20 protein-coding genes, 1 tRNA gene and 1 pseudogene are annotated in these 19409 nt (G+C 71.3%); 16 read left to right on the forward strand and 6 right to left on the reverse strand.

The window, feature by feature from the left end:
* Positions 1-47: 47 nt before the first annotated feature.
* The 3 genes from MET2598_RS0109125 to MET2598_RS0109135 all read left to right on the forward strand — a co-directional run bounded on the left by MET2598_RS0109125 (position 48) and on the right by MET2598_RS0109135 (position 2781).
* The gene (locus MET2598_RS0109125; RefSeq protein ID WP_012332743.1) at positions 48-929 is read left to right on the forward strand and encodes a carbohydrate ABC transporter permease; all 882 of its coding nucleotides are present in this window, start codon (positions 48-50) and stop codon (positions 927-929) included.
* A complete protein-coding gene (locus MET2598_RS0109130; RefSeq protein WP_012332742.1) occupies positions 926-1840 on the forward strand; it encodes a carbohydrate ABC transporter permease in 915 nt (304 codons plus the stop codon). The genes MET2598_RS0109125 and MET2598_RS0109130 overlap by 4 nt, the downstream gene beginning before the upstream one ends.
* Before the next feature lie 131 nt (positions 1841-1971).
* Positions 1972-2781 carry an IS5-like element ISMtsp14 family transposase gene (locus MET2598_RS0109135; protein WP_018259945.1) on the forward strand — a complete coding sequence of 270 codons (810 nt, stop codon included), beginning with the start codon at positions 1972-1974 and terminating at the stop codon, positions 2779-2781.
* On the opposite strand, the gene MET2598_RS40875 is transcribed toward MET2598_RS0109135, so the two are convergent.
* The 4 genes from MET2598_RS40875 to selB all read right to left on the reverse strand — a co-directional run bounded on the left by MET2598_RS40875 (position 2747) and on the right by selB (position 6620).
* Complete coding sequence (locus MET2598_RS40875; RefSeq protein ID WP_157182110.1) at positions 2747-3229, reverse strand: hypothetical protein; 483 nt, start codon at positions 3227-3229, stop codon at positions 2747-2749. The genes MET2598_RS0109135 and MET2598_RS40875 overlap by 35 nt on opposite strands.
* On the reverse strand, positions 3222-4394 hold the full coding sequence (locus MET2598_RS0109140; RefSeq protein ID WP_018260615.1) for a tyrosine-type recombinase/integrase: 1173 nt from the start codon (positions 4392-4394) through the stop codon (positions 3222-3224). The genes MET2598_RS40875 and MET2598_RS0109140 overlap by 8 nt, the downstream gene beginning before the upstream one ends.
* Positions 4395-4563: 169 nt before the next feature.
* Positions 4564-4656 (reverse strand) — tRNA-Sec (locus tag MET2598_RS0109145).
* 8 nt (positions 4657-4664) lie between these two features.
* Entirely contained in the window at positions 4665-6620 is a 1956-nt protein-coding gene (selB, locus tag MET2598_RS0109150; protein WP_236728696.1) for a selenocysteine-specific translation elongation factor, read from the reverse strand.
* A 103-nt stretch (positions 6621-6723) separates the two neighbouring features.
* Here selB and MET2598_RS0109155 point away from each other — a divergent pair, with 103 nt between their 5' ends.
* From MET2598_RS0109155 to phnE (MET2598_RS0109180), 6 genes and pseudogenes are all read left to right on the forward strand, one after another.
* Positions 6724-7413 carry a DUF1045 domain-containing protein gene (locus tag MET2598_RS0109155; protein WP_018260617.1) on the forward strand — a complete coding sequence of 230 codons (690 nt, stop codon included), beginning with the start codon at positions 6724-6726 and terminating at the stop codon, positions 7411-7413.
* Entirely contained in the window at positions 7410-8027 is a 618-nt protein-coding gene (locus MET2598_RS0109160) for an acetyltransferase (RefSeq protein ID WP_012332737.1), read from the forward strand. Before MET2598_RS0109155 ends, MET2598_RS0109160 begins: the two co-directional genes overlap by 4 nt.
* A 238-nt stretch (positions 8028-8265) precedes the next feature.
* Positions 8266-9064 (forward strand): annotated as a pseudogene (phnC, locus tag MET2598_RS36190) (phosphonate ABC transporter ATP-binding protein).
* A gap of 53 nt (positions 9065-9117) precedes the next feature.
* Positions 9118-10047 (forward strand): phosphonate ABC transporter substrate-binding protein, encoded by a 930-nt coding sequence (gene phnD, locus MET2598_RS0109170; protein WP_012332735.1) that lies wholly within the window; start codon positions 9118-9120, stop codon positions 10045-10047.
* A 34-nt stretch (positions 10048-10081) separates the two neighbouring features.
* Positions 10082-10966, forward strand: coding sequence for a phosphonate ABC transporter, permease protein PhnE (gene phnE / locus MET2598_RS0109175; RefSeq protein ID WP_018260619.1), 885 nt, complete (start codon positions 10082-10084; stop codon positions 10964-10966).
* Positions 10963-11823, forward strand: a complete 861-nt coding sequence (gene phnE, locus MET2598_RS0109180; protein WP_018260620.1) for a phosphonate ABC transporter, permease protein PhnE — start codon at positions 10963-10965, stop codon at positions 11821-11823. The genes phnE (MET2598_RS0109175) and phnE (MET2598_RS0109180) overlap by 4 nt, the downstream gene beginning before the upstream one ends.
* A 78-nt stretch (positions 11824-11901) precedes the next feature.
* Here the strand turns inward: phnE (MET2598_RS0109180) and MET2598_RS0109185 are convergent, their stop codons facing one another.
* Both MET2598_RS0109185 and phnF read right to left on the reverse strand, forming a co-directional pair.
* On the reverse strand, positions 11902-12321 hold the full coding sequence (locus MET2598_RS0109185) for a tellurite resistance TerB family protein (RefSeq protein ID WP_012332732.1): 420 nt from the start codon (positions 12319-12321) through the stop codon (positions 11902-11904).
* Positions 12322-12859: 538 nt separating this feature from the next.
* A complete protein-coding gene (gene phnF, locus MET2598_RS0109190; RefSeq protein ID WP_012332731.1) occupies positions 12860-13609 on the reverse strand; it encodes a phosphonate metabolism transcriptional regulator PhnF in 750 nt (249 codons plus the stop codon).
* Positions 13610-13687: 78 nt separating this feature from the next.
* Here phnF and phnG point away from each other — a divergent pair, with 78 nt between their 5' ends.
* The 7 genes from phnG to MET2598_RS0109225 are packed head-to-tail and all read left to right on the forward strand — an operon-like array spanning position 13688 to position 19408.
* Positions 13688-14167 carry a phosphonate C-P lyase system protein PhnG gene (gene phnG, locus MET2598_RS0109195; RefSeq protein ID WP_084673800.1) on the forward strand — a complete coding sequence of 160 codons (480 nt, stop codon included), beginning with the start codon at positions 13688-13690 and terminating at the stop codon, positions 14165-14167.
* On the forward strand, positions 14167-14787 hold the full coding sequence (gene phnH, locus MET2598_RS0109200; protein WP_018260622.1) for a phosphonate C-P lyase system protein PhnH: 621 nt from the start codon (positions 14167-14169) through the stop codon (positions 14785-14787). Before phnG ends, phnH begins: the two co-directional genes overlap by 1 nt.
* Before the next feature lie 3 nt (positions 14788-14790).
* Positions 14791-15903 (forward strand): carbon-phosphorus lyase complex subunit PhnI, encoded by a 1113-nt coding sequence (locus MET2598_RS0109205; protein ID WP_018260623.1) that lies wholly within the window; start codon positions 14791-14793, stop codon positions 15901-15903.
* Positions 15900-16787: an alpha-D-ribose 1-methylphosphonate 5-phosphate C-P-lyase PhnJ gene (locus MET2598_RS0109210; RefSeq protein ID WP_018260624.1), complete on the forward strand. Its 888-nt coding sequence runs from the start codon at positions 15900-15902 to the stop codon at positions 16785-16787. The genes MET2598_RS0109205 and MET2598_RS0109210 overlap by 4 nt, the downstream gene beginning before the upstream one ends.
* Positions 16784-17557 (forward strand): phosphonate C-P lyase system protein PhnK, encoded by a 774-nt coding sequence (phnK, locus tag MET2598_RS0109215; protein WP_012332726.1) that lies wholly within the window; start codon positions 16784-16786, stop codon positions 17555-17557. The genes MET2598_RS0109210 and phnK overlap by 4 nt, the downstream gene beginning before the upstream one ends.
* Positions 17554-18258 (forward strand): phosphonate C-P lyase system protein PhnL, encoded by a 705-nt coding sequence (gene phnL, locus MET2598_RS0109220; protein ID WP_018260625.1) that lies wholly within the window; start codon positions 17554-17556, stop codon positions 18256-18258. The genes phnK and phnL overlap by 4 nt, the downstream gene beginning before the upstream one ends.
* Positions 18259-18271: 13 nt before the next feature.
* Entirely contained in the window at positions 18272-19408 is a 1137-nt protein-coding gene (locus MET2598_RS0109225; RefSeq protein ID WP_012332724.1) for an alpha-D-ribose 1-methylphosphonate 5-triphosphate diphosphatase, read from the forward strand.
* The last annotated feature ends 1 nt before the right edge of the window (position 19409 follow it).

Here is a 19409-nt window from a genome sequence, read left to right on the forward strand (position 1 = left end):
AGCCGGTGCCGCCCACCCGCGGCAGTGACTCAACAGGGAGACCGAGGATGTCGGGAGCGCGCGCGATAACGGCCGATGATGCCGCGCCGGCAACCGCGCCCAGGCCAGTCCGCCTCGGTGCTTGGCAGGCTTGGGGTGCGATCCTGATCGCGCCCTACCTTCTCGTGTTCCTGCTCTTCGTCATCTACCCGATCGGCTACGGGCTCTGGCTCGCGCGCAGCCCGGCGAGCTACGCCCATCTCGCGGCCGATCCGATTTTCGCGCGCGCTGTCGTCAACACCCTGATCTTCCTGATCGTCGGGATCAACGTGAAGATGGCCATAGCACTCTTCTTGTCAGGATTCTTCACTCACGAGCGGCTTTGGATCCGCTGGCTCTCAGTGCTCTTCATCCTGCCCTGGGCGGTGCCGTCGATTCCGACCATCCTATCCATTCGGTTCATGCTGAACCCCGAATGGGGGATCGTGAACCAGACCATCTTCCGCTTCACCGGAGAGGACGGTCCGAACTGGCTCAACGATCCTGGACTCGGGCTGACGCTCGCCATCGCGGTGCATATCTGGAAATCGCTGCCGTTCTGGACGCTGATCCTCCTCGCCGGACGCCTCGCCATTTCGTCCGACCTCTACGAAGCGGCCTCCGTCGATGGCGCGACGAGCTGGCAGAAATTCCTGCACGTCACGTGGCCATCCATGCGGGCGCTCTACGTGACGTGCACGATCCTCTCGATGATCTGGACACTCGGTGATTTCAACAGCATCTACCTGCTCACCGGTGGCGGGCCCGCAGACCTGACGCATGTGCTCGCGACGCTCGGTATTCGTTACCTGAGGCTTGACCAGATCGACCACTCGATGGCGGCGGTCGTCTGCGCGATGCCCTTCGTTCTGCCCCTCGTCTACGTCCTGATGCGGAGGCTCTCGAAATGAGCACCGGAATCGCAGGCCCGCCGCGCGACACGAGGCGCTCGCCCACAGGTCTGTCCCACCGCAATTCCAGCTGGCTGAGAGCCGCTGGAACCGAGGCGAAGCTGCTCCTCGTCGGCATCCCGGTCCTGCTCTGGACCCTGATACCGATCTATCACCTCGTTCTATTCGCGATGTCGCCGAAGCAGGACGCGCTCTCGGGGGCGCTCTTTCCGGAACACCCAACCCTCAGAAACTTCGGGATCGTCTTCGGACAGCAGCATTACTTTCTGTCGCATTTCTGGCAACAGCTCTGGAATTCGGTGTTCATCGCCTTCTCAACCGGAGTCCTGACGCTCTTCATCGCAACATCGGCCGCTTTCTCGATCAGCCGGTTGCGGGTGAGGGGCGGCCGGACCGTGATGAATCTTGCGCTCTTCACCTACTTCATCCCAGCGGCATTTCTCGCGGTGCCGATGTACAAGACGATGGGCGCCTATGGGCTGCTCAATAGCAAGTGGGCGCTCATCCTCGCGATGGTGACAATCGCGAGTCCCTACGCCATCTGGGTGCTGAAGCAGGCCTCCGACAAGCTGCCGCTGGAGCTGGACGAGGCAGCCGTGATGGACGGGGCCTCACCGCCCCAGCTCTTCCGTTTCGTCTATCTGCCCCTGATGACACCGTCGCTCGTCGCGATCGGTGTCTACGCGCTCCTGCTCGCCTGGAACGAGTACCTGTTTGCCTTCCTGCTGCTGTCCCGCGACACAGATGTGACCCTGCCTGTCGCGCTCGGAAGCTTTCTAGCAGCCGATGACTCGCCTTGGGAACTGCTCATGACGACGGGGCTGATCTACGCCCTGCCGCCTGCGGCGGTTTATTATGTGTTCAGACGGTACATGGTCGGGGGACTGACGGCCGGCGCGGTCAAGAGTTGAAGCTGCCGGCCTATTTGCCTGAACCTTCCCGAGTGCTTCGGACGCGGATTGGTTCAGATTTGGCGGCAACGGCCCTGTCGTGGGCCTAGAGCGTGTTATGAACCTACGATGTAGCGTGAGCGTTGAAGGGCATGAGCACCGATCGCGCCGCCTACCCGTCCGCCGTGTCCGATGAGGAGTGGGCGCTGGTGGCGCCCTACCTGGCGCTGCTGCGCGAGGACTCGGGCCAGCGTGACCACGATCTGCGCGAGGTGTTCAACGGCTTGCGCTACATCGTCAAGACCGGCGCGCCGTGGCGGTTCCTGCCCCACGACCTGCCGCCGTGGGCAGCGGTCTACCAGCAGACCCAGCGCTGGTTGGCCGCCGAGTGCTTCGCCGATGTGGCCGGCGACCTGCGTGCTGTGCTGCGGCAGGCGGCCGGGCGTGAGCCGGAGCCCTCGGCGGTGATCCTGGACAGCCGGACCCAGCGCTCCTCGCCCGAGAGCGGCGAGCGGGCCGGCTACGACGGGGCCAAGCGCATGCGCGGGTCGAAGGTGCATCTGGCGGTCGACACGCCCGGTCACGGGGTGGCGCTGCACGTCACGCCGGCGGATGGCGATGACCGCAGTCAGGTCGGCACGCTGACCTGCGTGGTCCAGGCGGAGACGGACGGGGGCGTGGAGAAGGCATTCGTCGACCAGGGCTACACAGGTGAGAAGGCAGCGACCGCAGCGCAGGCGAACGGGATCGCGTTGGAGGTGGTCAAGGCCCCGGAGGCCAAGCGCGGCTTCGTGTTGCTGCCGCGGCGTTGGGTGGTGGAGCGCTCGCTCGCCTGGGCGGTGCGCTGCCGCCGGCTGGTCAAGGACTACGAGCGTTATGCGAGCACACTGGCTGGAATGTACATGGTCGCCTTCGTCTGTGACATGCTCAGCAAGCTCGGACGCATAGTAGAAAGTTCATAACACGCTCTAGATGCTCATCTAGAAGGTCGTCCCTTTGTTTTCTTTTTTCGGCACGCGCTGCTCGTGCTTTTTCGGTAGTGCGCCGCTGAACAGAGCGTCTAGCTCTGTCGGACGTGCTCGTGTGAAACGCAACGAGAAAAATTCCTTCCAGCAGCGACCAAATTGCCTCAACAGCAGCTTCATCGAAGAATGTTGGATTGTTCTTGTTAATAGATTTTTCAAGCAATGAAAATAAATCAGCAGTATTGCCCCTCAATCGAGCGATGCCGTTTTCCACTCCATGCAGGTCGACCTGTCCTAATTCGCCGGACGCTATAGCCTCGGCAGCAATTTTCATAACAAATTCGATGGATCCGTTGGTATACACTTTATAAACTTCATAAAAATTGCCAGTGGCGGGCTCAACTGTTGAATTACTATGGGCATTATCTTCGTGCTGATCACTCATGACAGAAAACCGCACAATAATTCGCCCACACCTCCATGAGCTCGCGCCGCTTCGCGAACAGGTCGCTGCGCCGGTAGGCCCTCTCGACCTTCGACTCGATGGCGTGCGCGAGCGCGGCCGCGACGACCTCGCGCGGGAAGTCGGTGTGCTCCGCGGCCCAATCCCTGAACGAAGATCGGAAGCCGTGCACGGTGAGATCGCCGCGCTGCATGCGACGCAGCAGCACCAGCATGCTCATGTTGGAGAGCGGGCGTTCCCGCCGGCCGCCCGGGAACACGAAGTCACCTTCCCGGATCTCCGCCATGCGCCGCAGGACCATGAGAGCTGACTCGGTGAGCGGAATCCGGTGTTCGACGCCGGCCTTCATGCGGGAGGCGGGCACGTTCCAGATGCGCGCATCAAGGTCGAACTCCGACCACGTGGCGCCCAGCGTCTCGCCGGTGCGGGCCGCGGTGAGGATCGTGAACGCGAGCGCGTGCGAGGCGACGCCGGGCTGGAACTCCAGCGCCTTGAGGAAGGACGGCACCTCCGCGAAGGGGAGGGCGGCGTGGTGCTTCACCTTCTGCACCCGGGAGCGCTTCGGCAGCAGGTTCTCCAGGCGCCCTCGCCAGCGCGCGGGGTTCTCGCTGCGCCGGAACCCGCGGGTCGTGCCCCAGTCGAGGATCGACTCGATGCGGCCGCGCACCCGGCTCGCCGTTTCGGGCTTCCTGGCCCATATCGGTCCGATCGCGCGCACCACGAGGTCGGTATCGACGGCCGCCACGGGCCGGTCGCCGAAGTGAGGGTAGGCGTAGGTCTCCAGCGTCGTGGTCCACTGCGCGGCGTGCTTCGCGTTGCGCCACCCGGCGCGGTGCGCGTCGATGTAGGCCACCGCGCACTCGCGGAAGGTCATCGCCTGGGCGGCCTCCAGTGCAGCGTCCTGGCGCTGCGTCTTGCGGGCCTCGATCGGGTCGATGCCCTCAGCGCAGAGCTTGCGGCAGGCGAGCGCCTTCTCGCGGGCCTCAGCGAGCGAGAACGTGTTGGCCGAGCCGAGCCCCATCGCGCGTGACTTGCCGCGGAGCGTGAAGCGGAAGATCCAGCTTTTGGCTCCCTTGTCGCCGACCTGCAGCCACAAGCCACCGCCATCCCCATAGTGGCCGGGCGACTTCAGCTTGGCGACGGTCATCGCCGTGAGCTTTCGAGTCTCCGCCGAACTCGCGCTACTCCCGTGGCTACCCACATCGTAAGCGTGAATTGGGGCGAATGCCAGCGGTTCGGGGCGAACGCCGCTAAGCTGAAAACCACCGAAATCTGAAGGGTTAACGGTCGGCTGCGAACGCCTATGAACACTGTCCTGGCGGAGGCGGATGGGAATCGAACCCACCGCACGCGTGTGGCGTGCCGCTGGTTTTGAAGACCAGGAGGGCCACCAGACCCCGATCGCCTCCGAGGGGGGTTATGGGGAGGAGGAGGGGCGAGGTCCAGCCTCGGCCTGAAGGAGCACGCGCCGGTCGCCCAGGCGGCGGGTGAACCGCACGGCGTCGAGGTGCTCCAGCAGCGGGATCGAGAACTTGCGCGAGATCCCCAGCAGCGCTCCGGCCTCGCGCGCCAGGAAGCCGTCCTGACCGGCGAAGGCCCGGGCGAGGGCCTGCTTGGCCGCCTCGACCGCCTCCCGGTGGAACAGGATCGTGCGGCGCTGGACCCGGTCGGCGGCGCGGATCAGCGTGCCGGAGCGGACGAGGTGGTTCAGTGCCTCCCGGCGGCGGGGATCGCGCCCGGCGGCCTCGGCCTCGTCGGGCGGCGTCAGGCCGGCCCGCCGGAAGCTCTCGGCGAGACCGCGCACCAGCGCCGGCTCCTGGCGCTGCGGGTCGAACGCGGCCGCGCGGACGAGGTCGCGGTCGCGCACCGCCCGCCCCGCCGCCACGAGGTCGCGCAGGATCGCCGCCGCCACCGCCTCGCCGGTGCGCAGCGCGGTCGCGAGGCGCGCGTGGCTGATCCCGTGCTCCAGCGGATGGGCGCGGTGATGGGCGTCCAGCGCCGCCAGCGCCTCGCTCCGCAGGGCGTCCCGGACCTCCGCGCCGAGGACGCGCTCGCCGATCGCCTCGGCGCCGAGGCCGACGAGGTGGCGGCGGACGCGCTCGGGCGCGATGCCGACGAGGCGCGACAGGTCGGCGAGCGTCGCGCCCGCCCGGCCCGCCGCGGCGAGGCGGGCGCGCAGGATCTCGGCCGGCCGCCCCTCCGCGAGCCTGCGCAGCTCCGCGAGGCCGGCCGCGTCGCGCCGCCGGCGCCGGCGCGAGGCCGGGTCGAGCACCACGCCGCCGCCGAGGGTGAGGGGAGGGGCGTCCGAGCGCAGCAGGAACGGCTCGCGCGCCGGCAGGGCGACCGCTTCCTCGGCGTGGAGCTGCGCCGGCGCCGTCTCCCCGGGATCGAGCGCGTCGCGGTCGAGGAGGCGCAGGCGCACCGGGACGTCGGCCGTGCCGGCGAGGAGCCGCAGCCGCGCCCCGCCCGCCAGGGGCACCGGGGCCTCCCGCAGCAAGGTGAGCGACACGTCGAGCCAGCGGCTCGGGACGAGGTAGCCGGGGGGGGCGAGGACCTGCCCGCGGCGCAGCTGCGCGAGGTCGATGCCGCGCAGGGCCACGGCGACCCGGCGCCCCGGCTCGGCCGCCTGGACCGGCCGCCCGTGGCTCTGGAGGGCGCGCACCGCGCCCTCGATGCCCTCCGGCGCGACCGCGACCGCGTCGCCGAGCGCGAGGCGCCCGCGCCGCAGCGTGCCGGTGACGACCGCGCCGAAGCCCGCACGGGGGAAGACGCGGTCGATCGGCAGGACGGGGCAGCCGTCATCCGGGCTCGGGGGCACCTCGCCCAGCAGGTCGGCGAGGTGCCCCGCGAGGTCGGCGAGGCCCTCCTCGCGCAGCACCGACGTCCGCACGATGCGCACCGCGAGGCCGGACGCGGCGGCGAGCGCGCCCACCTCCGCGGCCCGGGCCGCCGCCTCCGAGTCCGTGACGAGGTCGCACTTCGTCAACGCGACGACGCCCCGGTCCACGCCGATCAGGCGGGCGATGGCGAGGTGTTCGAGGGTCTGCGGCTTGATGCCCTCGCGGGCATCGACCGCGAGCAGGATCGCGCGCAGGCCGGTCGCCCCGGCGATCATCGCCCGCACGAACCGCTCGTGGCCGGGCAGGTCGACGAGGTCGATCTCGCCCCCCGGCACCCGCAGCAGGGCGAAGCCGGGGACGATCGAGACCCCGCGCTCGCGCTCCTCCTTGAGCCGGTCCGTGTCGGTGCCGGTGAGGGCGCGCACCAGCGCCGTCTTGCCGTGATCGACGTGGCCGATCACCCCGACGACCAGCGCCCGGCCGGCTCGGCCGCCGCGCGCTGCCCCCGCTCCCCGGGCCTGCCCATGCTCCACGCCCCCGCGTCCCCCGCGCCCCATCCCGCAACCTCGCCACGCAACCTCGTCACGGAACCGTCATCCGACCGTGATGAACCCGTCCGGAACGCTCGCCGGAGGGATGGTCGTGACCGAGTCGTGCCGCTACGCGCTCTACTACACGGCCCCGCCCGGCTCCGGACTGGCCCGGTTCGGCTGCGGCGTCCTCGGCTATGACACCGCGACCGGCGCGCCGGTTCCGCGGCACGACGGGTTCGCGGACGCGCAGGACGTGACCCGCGCGCCGAGCCGCTACGGCTTTCACGCGACCCTGAAGGCGCCGATGCGCCTCGCCCCGGGCGTCGCCGAGGCGGATCTGGTCGCGGCCGCGGCGGCGCTGGCGGCGTGGCACCCGCCGGTTCCCGTCGGGCGGCTCGTCGTCGCGACGCTCGGCGCCTTCACGGCCCTGGTGCCGGACGAGGCGCCGCCGGCGCTCGGCCTGTTCGCGGCCGAGTGCGTCGCCGCCCTCGACCCCCTGCGCGCGCCGCTCAGCGAGGCGGAGCGGGCGCGCCGCCGCCCGGAGCGCCTGGACGCGCGCGAGCGGGCGCTCCTCGACCGCTGGGGCTACCCCCACGTCTTCGAGCGCTTCCGCTTCCACATGACGCTGACGGACGCCCTGCCGGAGGAGGACCGCGCGCCCTGGCGCGCGCGGCTCGCGGCGGCCTACGGGCCGGGCGAGCCGCTGACCCTCGACGCCGTCACGGTGCTGCGGCAGGACGGGGATGCCCCGTTCCGGGTGCTGCGGCGCATTCCCCTCGGAGACCCCGCATGACCAAGCGCCTCGGGCCGGAGCCCCTCGTCGATCCCACCGCCGCGATCGTGGCGAGCCGCCTCGGCCGCTACACCGAGGTCGGGGCCCGCACCCGCCTGACCGAGACCGAGATGGGGGATTACTCCTACATCGTGAACGACGGCGAGGTGATCGCGACGCGGATCGGCAAGTTCTGCTCGATCGCCGCGATGGTGCGGATCAACCCGGGCAATCACCCGATGGAGCGCGCCTCCCAGGCGCATTTCACCTATCGGGCGAGCCAGTACTGGCCGGAGGAGGCGGACGAGGCCGCCTTCTTCGACCGGCGCCGGGCGCTGCCGGTGGAGATCGGCCACGACGTCTGGATCGGCCACGGCGCCATTGTCCTGCCGGGCCGCCGGATCGGCACCGGGGCGGTGGTGGGGGCGGGCGCGGTCGTGACCCGCGACGTGCCCGCCTACGCGATCGCGGTCGGCAACCCGGCCCGCCTCCTGCGCCGGCGCTTCCCCGAGGCGGTCGCCGAGCGCCTGCGGGCCCTGGCGTGGTGGGACTGGGACCACGAGCGGCTGCGCGCCGCCCTGCCGGATTTCCGTGCCCTGCCGGTCGAGGACTTCCTGGCCCGCCACGGGGGCTGATCCGGGATCCGGCCGATCCAAGCGGATCCCGGATCACGCGCCCGCGCGGCGCGGGAGCGAGGCCGGCATCCGCGATCCCGAAGCGACCGATCGGATCGGGTATCAAACCGCCGCGGCGGGCCTCGCCGCCGGGACGCGGCCGCAAGGATCCGCGAGAGCCCCCCGGCGGCAGCGGCTGTCATTCAACTGTCGCCAAACCGGCGTTTACGTCCCGCGTACGGCAACAGCGGACGGATTGATGCTCGTCGTCGAGAACCTCACGCGCCAATACGGTGACCGCCGCGCGGTGGATGCGATCTCCCTGCGCATCGAGCGCGGCAGCTTCGTGGGCGTGATCGGTCGCTCCGGCGCGGGCAAGTCGACCCTGCTGCGGATGCTGAACCGCCTCGTCGATCCGAGCGAGGGCCGCATCCTGTTCGACGGGCGCGACGTGACGGCCCTGAAGGGGCGGGCCCTGCGCCATGATCTTCCAGCAGTTCAACCTCGTCGGCCGGCTCGACGTGCTGACGAACGTGCTGATGGGCCGGCTCAACCACGTGTCGTCCGCCCGCGCCCTCCTGCGGCTGTGGCCCGAGGAGGACAAGGCGCTCGCCCTCGCGGCGCTGGAGAATTTCGACATGGGCGCCTACGCGGCGAACCGCGCCGACGCCCTCTCGGGCGGGCAGCAGCAGCGCGTGGCGATCGCCCGTGCCCTGGTCCAGGAGCCCGAGATCATCCTGGCCGACGAGCCGGTCGCCTCCCTCGACCCGCGCAACACGCGCCTGGTCATGGACGCGCTGGCCGAGGCCAATACGCGGTACGGGATCACGGTCCTGTGCAACCTGCACTCCCTCGACCTGGCGCGCGCCTATTGCGACCGCCTGGTCGGCCTCTCGGCGGGGCGCCTCGTCTTCGACGGGCGCGCCTTGGACCTGACCGAGGCCGTGGCGCAGGACCTCTACGGCCTGGAGGCCGGCGAGGTGATGGACCGGCCGCCCGCGACACCCCTCCCGGAGCCGGGCCCCGCCCTGGCGCCGCCGGCACCGGTCGGCGCCTGACGCGACCCGATGCGGGCCGCCGGCCCCTGGAGAATGATGGAAGGACGGACACGATGCTGACCCGACGCACCCTCGTCGGCGCCCTGACGGCGCTTGCCTGCTTCACCCTCCCGGCCGCCGCGCAGGACTGGAAGGCCAAGTATCCGGAACTGACGCTCGGCGTGATTCCGATCGAGAACGCGTCGGGCACCGCCGACCGCTACACGCCGCTCGCCGATTACCTCTCGAAGGAACTCGGCGTGCCGGTGAAGCTGCGCGTCGCCAACGACTACGCGGCGGTGATCGAGGGCCAGCGCGCCGGCAACATCCAGATCGGCTTCTACGGCCCGGCCGCCTTCGCCCGCGCGGTCATCACCGGCGTGAAGGTCGAGCCGATCGTCAACCAGAAGCACGATAGCGGCGCCTCCGGCTACTACTCCGTCATCTACGTCAAGGCGGACAGCCCCTACAAGACGCTCGCCGACCTGAAGGGCAAGAACCTCGCGCTGGTCGACCCCAACTCGACCTCGGGCAACCAGGCGCCGCGCTTCTTCATGCAGAAGGCGGGCTACGACGTCGACAAGTTCTTCGGCAAGACGTTCTTCGCCGGCAGCCACGAGAACTCGGTGCTGGCCCTGATCCAGGGCACCTCGGACGCCTCCGCCACGCTGTGGAACTCGGAGACGGACGGCACGCTGACCCGCATGCAGACCAAGCACATGCTCAAGAGCGCGGACGGCAAGCCGCTGACGCCGGCCGATTTCCGCATCGTCTTCAAATCCGACTTCCTGCCCGAGGGCCCCTTCGCGGTGCTGGCGAGCCTGCCGGACGACCTGAAGACGCGCATCCGCGCCGCCTTCGTGGCGATGCCGAAGAAGGACAAGGTCGCCTTCGACAAGCTGTCGGACGGCAAGGACCTCGACTTCACGGCGGTGACGCTGAAGGACTTCGAGCCGATCATCGAGATGCTCCGCTACAACGACGAGCAGCGGAAGCGCTCGTAGTCATTCCGAGGACGCATCGGGCGAGGCGGCCGCGTTGACCCAACGGATCGCAAACCTGCCGCCGGAGAGGGCCCGCACCCTCGCGGCGGCCTACGCGGCCGCGATCGCCGGTGCGCGGCGGCGCAACCTCGCCGTGCTCGCCGTCCTCCTCGTCCTGATCGTCCTGGCGGGCGCGATGGCGGAGGTGCGGCCGCTCACCTTCCTCGAGAACATCCGGAACTTCACGGCCTATCTGGGCCGGATCATGCCGCCCCTGTCGCCCGGCACCCTGCCGGGCGACCTCGCCGCCTGGTACTGGGGGCTGCCGAAATGGACCATGCTCCTCGGCGAGACGCTGCTGATGGCGTATCTCGGCACGCTGTTCGGCGGGATCGCGGCCTTCGGCCTGTGCTTTCTCGCCTCCGCGAACCTCGTGCGCTCGCGCCTCCTCTGCTTCGCGACGCGGCGCTTCCTGGAACTGTGCCGCACGGTGCCGGAGGTGGTGTTCGCGCTGCTCTTCGTGATCGCCTTCGGGCTCGGGCCGATGGTCGGCGTGATGGCCCTCGCCATCCACACGGCCGGGGCGCTCGGCAAGCTCTTCTCCGAGGTGGTCGAGAACATCGACATGAAGCCCGTCGAGGGGCTGACCGCGAGCGGGGCGAGCTGGGTCGAGACCGTGCGCTTCGCCGTTGTACCGCAGGTGCTGTCGAACTTCGCCTCCTACGGGCTCCTGCGTTTCGAGATGAACGTGCGCGGCGCGGGCGTGATGGGCTTCGTCGGCGCGGGCGGCATCGGCCAGGAGTTCCTGGTGGCGATCCGCAACTTCTACTACAGTGACGTGAGCGCGATCCTGCTGATGATCATCGTCACCGTGATCGGCATCGATCTCGGAACCGAGCGCCTGCGCCACGCCCTGCTCGGACGGGAGAGCGCCCGATGAGCGGTGCCGCGTTCCGCAGGGCGATGCTCGCCGATATCGGCGGCCTCAGGGCGCGCCACCCGCAGGCCTTCGCGGTGCCGCTCCGGCAGCGCCTGGCGGTGATCGGCGCGGCCGCGGCCGCGGCCGGCCTCGCGATCGTCGCGATGCTGTACCTCGACTTCTCGCTCCTGCGCATCCTGCGCGGCCTCGGCCGGCTCGGGGAATTCGCCGCGCTGATGCTGCCGCCCTCGCCGGACGGGCGCTTCCTCGCCTTCCTCCAGGCGCTCGGCGAGACGCTCGCCATCGCCTTCCTGGGCACGCTCACGGCGGCGCTCTTCGCCTTCCCGTTCGCCTTCCTGGCGGCGCGCAACGCCAACCCGAACCCCTTCCTGCGCTTCGCCACCAAGCGCGGCTTCGACGTGCTCCGCTCGGTCGACGTGCTGATCTGGGCGCTGATCTGGATCAACGTGGTCGGGCTCGGCCCCTTCGCGGGCGCCCTCGCCATCGCCTGCTCGGATTTCGGGGCGCTGGGCAAGCTCTTCGCCGAGGCGATCGAGACCGCCGACCGCAAGCCGCACGAGGGCGTCACCGCCTCGGGCGGGAGCACCCTCGACCGCCTGCGCTTCGGCCTGCTGCCCGGCATGCTACCGGTGCTGGCGAGCCAGGTGCTCTACTTCTTCGAATCGAACACCCGCTCGGCCACCATCATCGGCATCGTCGGGGCGGGCGGGATCGGCACCTACCTCACCGAGCTGATCGGCGTGCTGGAACTGCAGCAGGTCGCCTTCCTGGTCACGATGATCCTGGTGACGGTGGCGGCGATCGACTTCGTCTCGGCGCGGCTGCGGCGGGCGATCATCGGGCCGGCCGCCCGGTGAGGGCGGCCGGACGCGGCGGGACCGGGTGGGCGGGGGCCATCCCCGGCGACGCCCGTCGCCGAGGACGGGGCCCGCCGATCAGCGGTCCAGGACGGCGCGATCGTTCTTGGCCACGAGGGCCTTGAAGTAGGGGGTCAGCTCGCTCTCGCCGAGGCCGAACGCCTGCGCGTACTGCATGATGAGCCGCTGCTCCTCCGGCTCCGCCTCGCCATCCGCCATCGCGCTGTCGATCATGTTGAGAAGGATGCAGAGCCGCTGGTCCGGCCGCAGCCTCGGCGCGGCCTCGGCCAGGAACTGGGCCGGCGGCGTCGCGCGCGCGTAGCGGATGGCCGCGTCGAGCTGCTGGCGGGTCGCTTGGCGGCCGAGCACCGACATCAGGTGCCCGACCTCCTCCGGGTCCACCTCCCCGTCGGCGGCCATGCAGTGGATCAGCGACACCGCCAGGCAGTTCCGCGGGCTCAGATCGAGGGACACTTGTGACTTGAACATATTGAACATCGTCAGGTCTCCCTGCACAGTTCGCGTCGCGTGCGGGCCGTTCATAGTTAAGATGTCGCGATTTGTCGACGGGGTCAGATCGCGAGACATCCGAGATTTTATTGCGCCTGAACTGGATTACGGAGGGGGCTAAGACGTGGGGATCGGATCGGATCGCCCCCGCGCGCGCCGTGCCCCTGCGTCCGGGGCGGAACGCCCCCCGGCGGGTCGTTCGGCGCAGCCGATCTCTCCTGCCGGCGATCTCTCCTGCCAGGTTGCGACGCCGGCCCGATTGCCGGGATGCGAGATGATACCACCGGTCATTTCTCATGACCGGTGGTGCGGCTCCCGAATTTTCGCCAAGCCTCTGGTTCGCCAAGCCTCTGGATCGCCAAGCCTCTGGCTTGAAATCGAAAATTCGAGATGGAGCAACGGCTCGATGCGTCAGCATCCTGAGCCGTTGGTATGACACCGCCCACGGTCCCTCTGCCGAGGCGGCGCAGGGAATGATACGGGATCCGCTTCGACCAAGCGGATCCCGTATCGGGCCGATATCATCTCAGGCTTCCACGACCAGCTCGACCCGGTCGGCCACGAACAGGCCGCGGGTCGCCTGGATCCGCGCGCCGTCCGCGTCGGCATTCACGCTCGCGATGCTGATGAGCACGCGGCCCGGCGCGAGGTCGAGCCGCGCCGCCTCGTCGGCCGCGGCGAGCCGGGCCCCGATCCGCGTCGAGAGCCGCGTGTAATCCGCCACCCCGTAATCCGCGTAGGCGCGGGTGATCGAGCCGCGCCGCGCGTAGGCGCGGTCGAAGCCGGCGAAGCGCGGCAGGGGCAGGCAGGTCCGCGCCGTGGAGATCGGCGTGCCGTCGGCCCGGTGCACGGTCACGAGTTCGAGGATGGGCGTGCCCGGCGCGAGGCCGAGGTCGCGCGCGATCCCCTCCTCGGCCGCCACCTCGGCCGCCGCGATCAGGTCGCCCCAGGCCTCCCGGCCCGCCCGCGAGACGATCTCGGAGAACCGGGTGCGCGTCCCGATCGGGTAGGTCAGGCGCGGCGCCTCCACGAAGGTGCCGCGCCCCTGGGTCGCCCGTACCAGCCCGCGCTCCGCCAGGGCCGCCAGGGCCCGGCGCACCGTGTGCCGGTTCACCCCGAACCGCGCCGCCAGCGCCGCCTCGGTCGGGAGTTGCGCGCCCGCCGCCAGCCGGCCCGCCTCGATCTCCGCCGAGAGCCCGTCCGCGATCTGCCGCCACGCCGCCAAGCCCTCGCCGCGGCTCAGGGCCGTCACCGGGGTGCCATCGCCGTCGCCCATACCGTCATCCAAACTTCATTTGCCTCGCGCGCCCCGCTTGTCTATACGACTAGACAAATCAGGACACCCGGGACACCGATGCCGGATCGCACTTCACCACGCAACGGCGGCGAGGCGCCAGAGATCGCGGCGCGGCGGGCCGCCATGGCCCTCTGCGGCGAGGCCAGCGCGGAGGAACTCTCCCGTGCCCTCGACGGGATCGGCCCGGTCGGCGAGGCGGAGGATCTCCGCCCCGTCGAGACCGGCCTCGTGATGGCGCGCGGGCGGATCGGGGGCGACGGGCGGCCCTTCAACCTCGGCGAGGTCACGGTGACCCGGGCGGCGGTCCGGCTGCCCGACGGCGCGACCGGCTTCGCCTACCATCTCGGCCGCGACCGCCGGAAGGCGCGCCTCGCGGCGATCCTGGACGCCCTCTGGCAGCAGCCCGGGCGGCGCCCCGCGGTCGAGCGGGCGCTCGCCCCGGTGGCCGCCCGCCGCGCCGCCGAGGCGCAGGCGCAGGCGCGCCGGGTCGCGGCGACGCGGGTCAACTTCTTCACCATGGCGCGGGGAGAGGATTGATGACGCTCGCTCCCGGGTTGCGCGACCCCGTCCACGACGCGCAGGCCGTGTTCCGGGCCGTGATGGACGCCCTCGCCCGGCCGGGCCGGATCCAGCGCCTCGCGCCCGACCTCGCCCCGCCGCGGCCGCTGACGCCCGAACTCGCCGCCGTGGCGCTCGCCCTGGCGGATGCCGAGGCGCCGCTCTGGCTGGATCCCGTCCTGGCGGCGAGCGGGGCGGTGGCGGATTTCCTGCGCTTCCACACCGGCGCGCCCCTGGTGGCCGAGCCCGCGGCGGCGCAGTTCGCGCTCGTCGCCGCGCCCGCCGCCTGCCCGGATTTCGCGGCTTTCGCGCAGGGCGAGCCCGCCTATCCGGACCGCTCCGCGACCCTCGTCCTCGCCTGCGCGGAGTTGGCCGAGACGAACCCGACGGGGGCGAACTCGACGGAGGAGGGCGGGCTCGTCCTCGAAGGGCCGGGGATCCGCGCGCGCGCGCGGCTGCGCGCGGCGCCGCTGCCGCCGGACTTTGCCGCCCGCATGCGGGCGAACCGGGCGGCCTTCCCGCTCGGGCTCGACCTGCTGCTCACGGCGCCCGGGCGCGTCGCCGGCCTGCCGCGCTCGACCCGCGTGACGGAGGGCTGACCCATGTACGTGGCCGTCAAGGGCGGCGAGGCCGCCATCGCCAACGCGCACCGGCTGCTGGCGGAGCGGCGCCGGGGCAACCCCGCGGTGCCGGAGCTCTCCGTCGCGCAGATCGCCGGGCAGCTCGGCCTCCTGGTCGACCGGGTGATGACCGAGGGCTCGCTCTACGACCGCGACCTCGCCGCCCTCGCCCTCAAGCAGGCCCGGGGCGACGTGATCGAGGCCGTCTTCCTGGTGCGGGCCTACCGCACCACGCTCACCCGCTTCGGCGCGAGCGAGCCGGTCGAGACCGGCGCCATGGCCCTGCACCGGCGGATCTCGGCGACCTTCAAGGACCTGCCGGGCGGGCAGGTGCTGGGGCCGACCTTCGACTACACGCACCGGTTGATCGACTTCGCGCTCGCCGCCGAGGGCGAGGTGCCGCGGGCCGGCGAGGCCGAGCCGGAGCCGGGGCCGGCGCCCCGCGTCACCGACCTCCTCGGCCGTGACGGGCTGATCGAACCCTCGCCCCCGGACGCGGGCGAGCCGGTGGGCGACCTCACCCGCGAGCCGATCGGCTTCCCGGCCGACCGGGCCGTGCGCCTCCAGGCCCTGGCCCGCGGGGACGAGGGCTTCGTGCTGGCCCTCGGCTACTCGACCCAGCGCGGCTACGGACGCACGCATCCCTTCGTCGGCGAGATCCGGGTCGGCGAGGTCGCGCTGGACTTCACGCCCGAGGAGCTGGGCTTCCCGGTGCCGCTCGGGCGGGTGACGCTGACCGAGTGCCAGATGGTCAACCAGTTCAAGGGCAGCGCGGAGGCTCCGCCGCAATTCACCCGCGGCTACGGGCTCGCCTTCGGCCAGTGCGAGCGCAAGGCCATGGCGATGGCCCTGGTCGACCGCTCCCTGCGGGCGGAGGAACTCGGCGAGCCGCTCGCCTCGCCGGCGCAGGACCAGGAATTCGTGCTCGCCCATTGCGACGCGCTGCAGGCGACGGGCTTCGTCGAGCACCTGAAGCTGCCCCACTACGTCGATTTCCAGGCCGAGCTGGAGCTGGTGCGCCGGATGCGGGCCGAGCACGCGGCCGCGCGGACCGCCGCGCACGAGGACGCCGCCGAGGGGGAGGCCGCCGAATGAGCGGGATCGCCGCACGAGATTCCGGCCCGGAACAGGGGACCGGCTACAACTTCGCCTACCTGGACGAGGGCACCAAGCGCATGATCCGCCGCGCGATCCTCAAGGCGATCGCGGTGCCGGGCTACCAGGTGCCCTTCGCCTCGCGCGAGATGCCGATGCCCTACGGCTGGGGCACCGGCGGCGTGCAGGTGACGGCGGCGATCCTCGGGCGCGGCGACGTGCTCAAGGTCATCGACCAGGGCTCGGACGACACCACCAACGCGGTCTCGATCCGGGCCTTCTTCGCCCGCACGGCCGGGGTGGCGGTGACGACGCGGACCCGGGAGGCGAGCGTGATCCAGACCCGCCACCGCATTCCCGAGCATCCCCTGACCGAGGGCCAGGTCCTGGTCTACCAGGTGCCGATCCCCGAGCCCCTGCGCTTCCTCGAACCGCGCGAGACCGAGACGCGCCAGCTCCACGCGCTCGCCGAGTACGGGCTGATGCACGTGAAGCTCTACGAGGACATCGCCCGCCACGGCCACATCGCCACCACCTACGCCTACCCGGTCGAGGTGGCGGGCCGCTACGTCATGGACCCGTCGCCGACCCCGAAATTCGACAACCCGAAGATGGACGATTGCCCGGCCCTGCAGCTCTTCGGCGCGGGGCGCGAGAAGCGCATCTACGCGGTGCCGCCCCACACCCGGGTGCGCAGCCTCGACTTCGAGGACCATCCGTTCCGGGTGCAGCGCTTCGAGCGGCCCTGCGCCCTGTGCGGGGCGGAGGGCGTCTACCTCGACGAGGTGCTGCTCGACGATCGCGGCCGGCGGATGTTCGTCTGCTCGGACACCGATTTCTGCGAGGAGCGCCGGGATGCCGGCCACCGGGGAGCCGGGGAATGACCAGCGCACTCCTGAGCGTCAGCGGCCTCACCAAGCATTACGGCGCCCGGCTCGGCTGCGCCGACGTCGCCTTCGACCTCGATCCGGGCGAGGTGCTCGCCATCGTGGGCGAATCCGGCTCGGGCAAGTCGACCCTGCTGTCGCTGATCGCGAGCGAACTCGCGCCCGACGCGGGCACGGTCCGCTACCGCCTGCGCGACGGGCGGCTCGCCGACCTCGCCGGCCTCTCGGAGGCGGAGCGGCGCCACCTGATGCGCACGGATTGGGGCTTCATCCGGCAGGACGCGGCCCAGGGCCTGCGCATGGCGGTCTCGGCCGGCGGCAATGTCGGCGAGCGCCTGATGGGGGTGGGCGCGCGCCATTACGGCCGGATCCGCGCCACCGCCCTCGACTGGCTCGGCAAGGTCGAGATCGCCGCCGACCGCGTCGACGACCCGCCCACCAGCTTCTCGGGCGGCATGCGCCAGCGCCTGCAGATCGCCCGCAACCTCGTCACCGGCCCGCGCCTCGTGCTGATGGACGAGCCGACCTCGGGCCTCGACGTCTCGGTCCAGGCGCGGCTCCTCGACCTGATCCGCCGCCTCGTCGCGGAGCTCGGCCTCGCGGTGGTGATCGTCACCCACGACCTCGCGGTGGCGCGGCTCCTGTCCCACCGGATGATCGTGATGCGGGCCGGCCGCATCGTCGAGACCGGCCTCACCGACCAGGTGCTCGACGACCCGGCCGAGCCCTACACGCAGCTCCTCGTCTCCTCGGTGCTCGCCGCATGATCCCGCTCATTGCCTTCGAGGACGTCGCCAAGACCTTCACGCTGCACCTGCGCGGCGGCCTCGCCCTTCCGGTCGTCGCCGCCGTGAGCCTCGCCGTGCATCCGGGCGAGTGCGTGGTGCTCGGCGGGCCCTCGGGCGCCGGCAAGTCCTCGCTGCTCAAGATGGCCTTCGGCAATTACCGGGTCGATCGCGGCGCGATCCGCATCCGCGACGGGGCGCGCGTGGTCGACGTGGCGAGCGCCGCCCCGCGCGAGGTGCTGGCCCTGCGCCGCCGCGTGGTCGCCTACGTGTCGCAATTCCTGCGGGTGATCCCCCGCGTGGGCGCCCGCGAGGTGGTGGAGGCGGCCGGCCGCGAGGGCGGCCTCGCCCCGGAGGCGGCCGCCCGCCGGGCCGCCGCGCTGCTCGCCCGCCTCAACCTGCCGGAGCGGCTCTGGGACCTGCCGCCCGCGACCTTCTCGGGCGGCGAGCAGCAGCGGGTGAACATCGCGCGGGGCTTCATCGCCGACAAGCCGCTCCTGCTCCTCGACGAGCCGACCGCCTCCCTCGACGCGGTCAACCGCGCCGTGGTGATCGACCTCATCCGCGAGAAGCAGGCGGCCGGCGCCGGCCTGATCGGCATCTTCCACGACGCGGACGTGCGCGAGGCGGTGGCGACCCGCACCATCGACGTCACCCGGTTCCGCGAGCGCGCGGCGGCCTGAAGGGCGAGACTGCATGACCGAGACCATCCTTGAGAACGCGACCCTCGTCCTGCCCGACCGGGTGCAGGCGGGCTGGCTCGCCGTGGCGGAGGGGCGCATCGCCGAGATCGGCGAGGGACGGGCGCCCGCGCGCGGGCTCGACCTCGGCGGCGACCACCTGATCCCGGGCCTCGTCGAGCTCCACACCGACCACCTGGAGAGCCACTACGCGCCGCGTCCCGGGGTGCGCTGGCATCCCCTCGGGGCGGTGCTGGCCTACGACGCGCAGATCGCGGCCTCGGGCATCACCACGGTGTTCGATTCCCTGCGCGCCGGCAGCGACCCGGACGGGAGCGGGCTCGGGCCGGAGCTGATGCAGCTCGCCCGGGCGATCGCCGAGGCCAGGGAGGCCGGCCTGTTCCGCGCCGAGCACCTCACCCACCTGCGCTGCGAGATCCCGTCCCACGACGTCGTCGACACGGTGAGGGACTTCGCGGCGCGCTTCCCCGTCAGCCTGCTCTCGCTGATGGACCACACGCCGGGCCAGCGGCAGTTCCGCGACATCGCCAAGTACTACCAATATGCCGGCCGGGGCGGGCGCTCCCTGGAGGCGATCAAGGCCGGGACCGAGCGCAAGATCCGGGAGGGGCAGGCCCTCAACGCGGTCAACCGCCCGGCCCTGGTCGAGATCGCGCGGGAGAACGGCATCGCCCTCGCGAGCCACGACGACACCACCCTCGACGACGTCGCCCTGGCCCGGCGCGAGGGCGTGGCCCTGGCCGAGTTCCCGACCACCGCCGAGGCGGCGCGGGCGGCCCGGGAGGCCGGCATCACCGTGATGATGGGGGCGCCCAACCTGATCCGCGGCGGCTCGCATTCGGGCAACGTCGCGGCCGAGCACCTCGCCCGCGAGGGCCAGCTCGACATCCTGTCCTCCGACTACGTGCCGGCGAGCCTGCTGATGGCGGCCTTCGCCCTGCCCGAGCGGGTGCCCGGCATCACCCTGCCCGCCGCGATCGCGACGGTGACCGCCAATCCCGCCCGGGCCACCGGCCTTCACGACCGCGGCGCCCTGCGGGCGGGCCTGCGGGCCGACCTCGTGCGCGTGCGGCGCGCGGGGGGCGTGCCGGTCGTGCGCCAGGTCTGGCGCGGCGGCGAGCGGGTGGCCTGAG

This window comes from Methylobacterium sp. WSM2598 (assembly GCF_000379105.1).
In the GTDB taxonomy this organism is placed as follows: domain Bacteria; phylum Pseudomonadota; class Alphaproteobacteria; order Rhizobiales; family Beijerinckiaceae; genus Methylobacterium.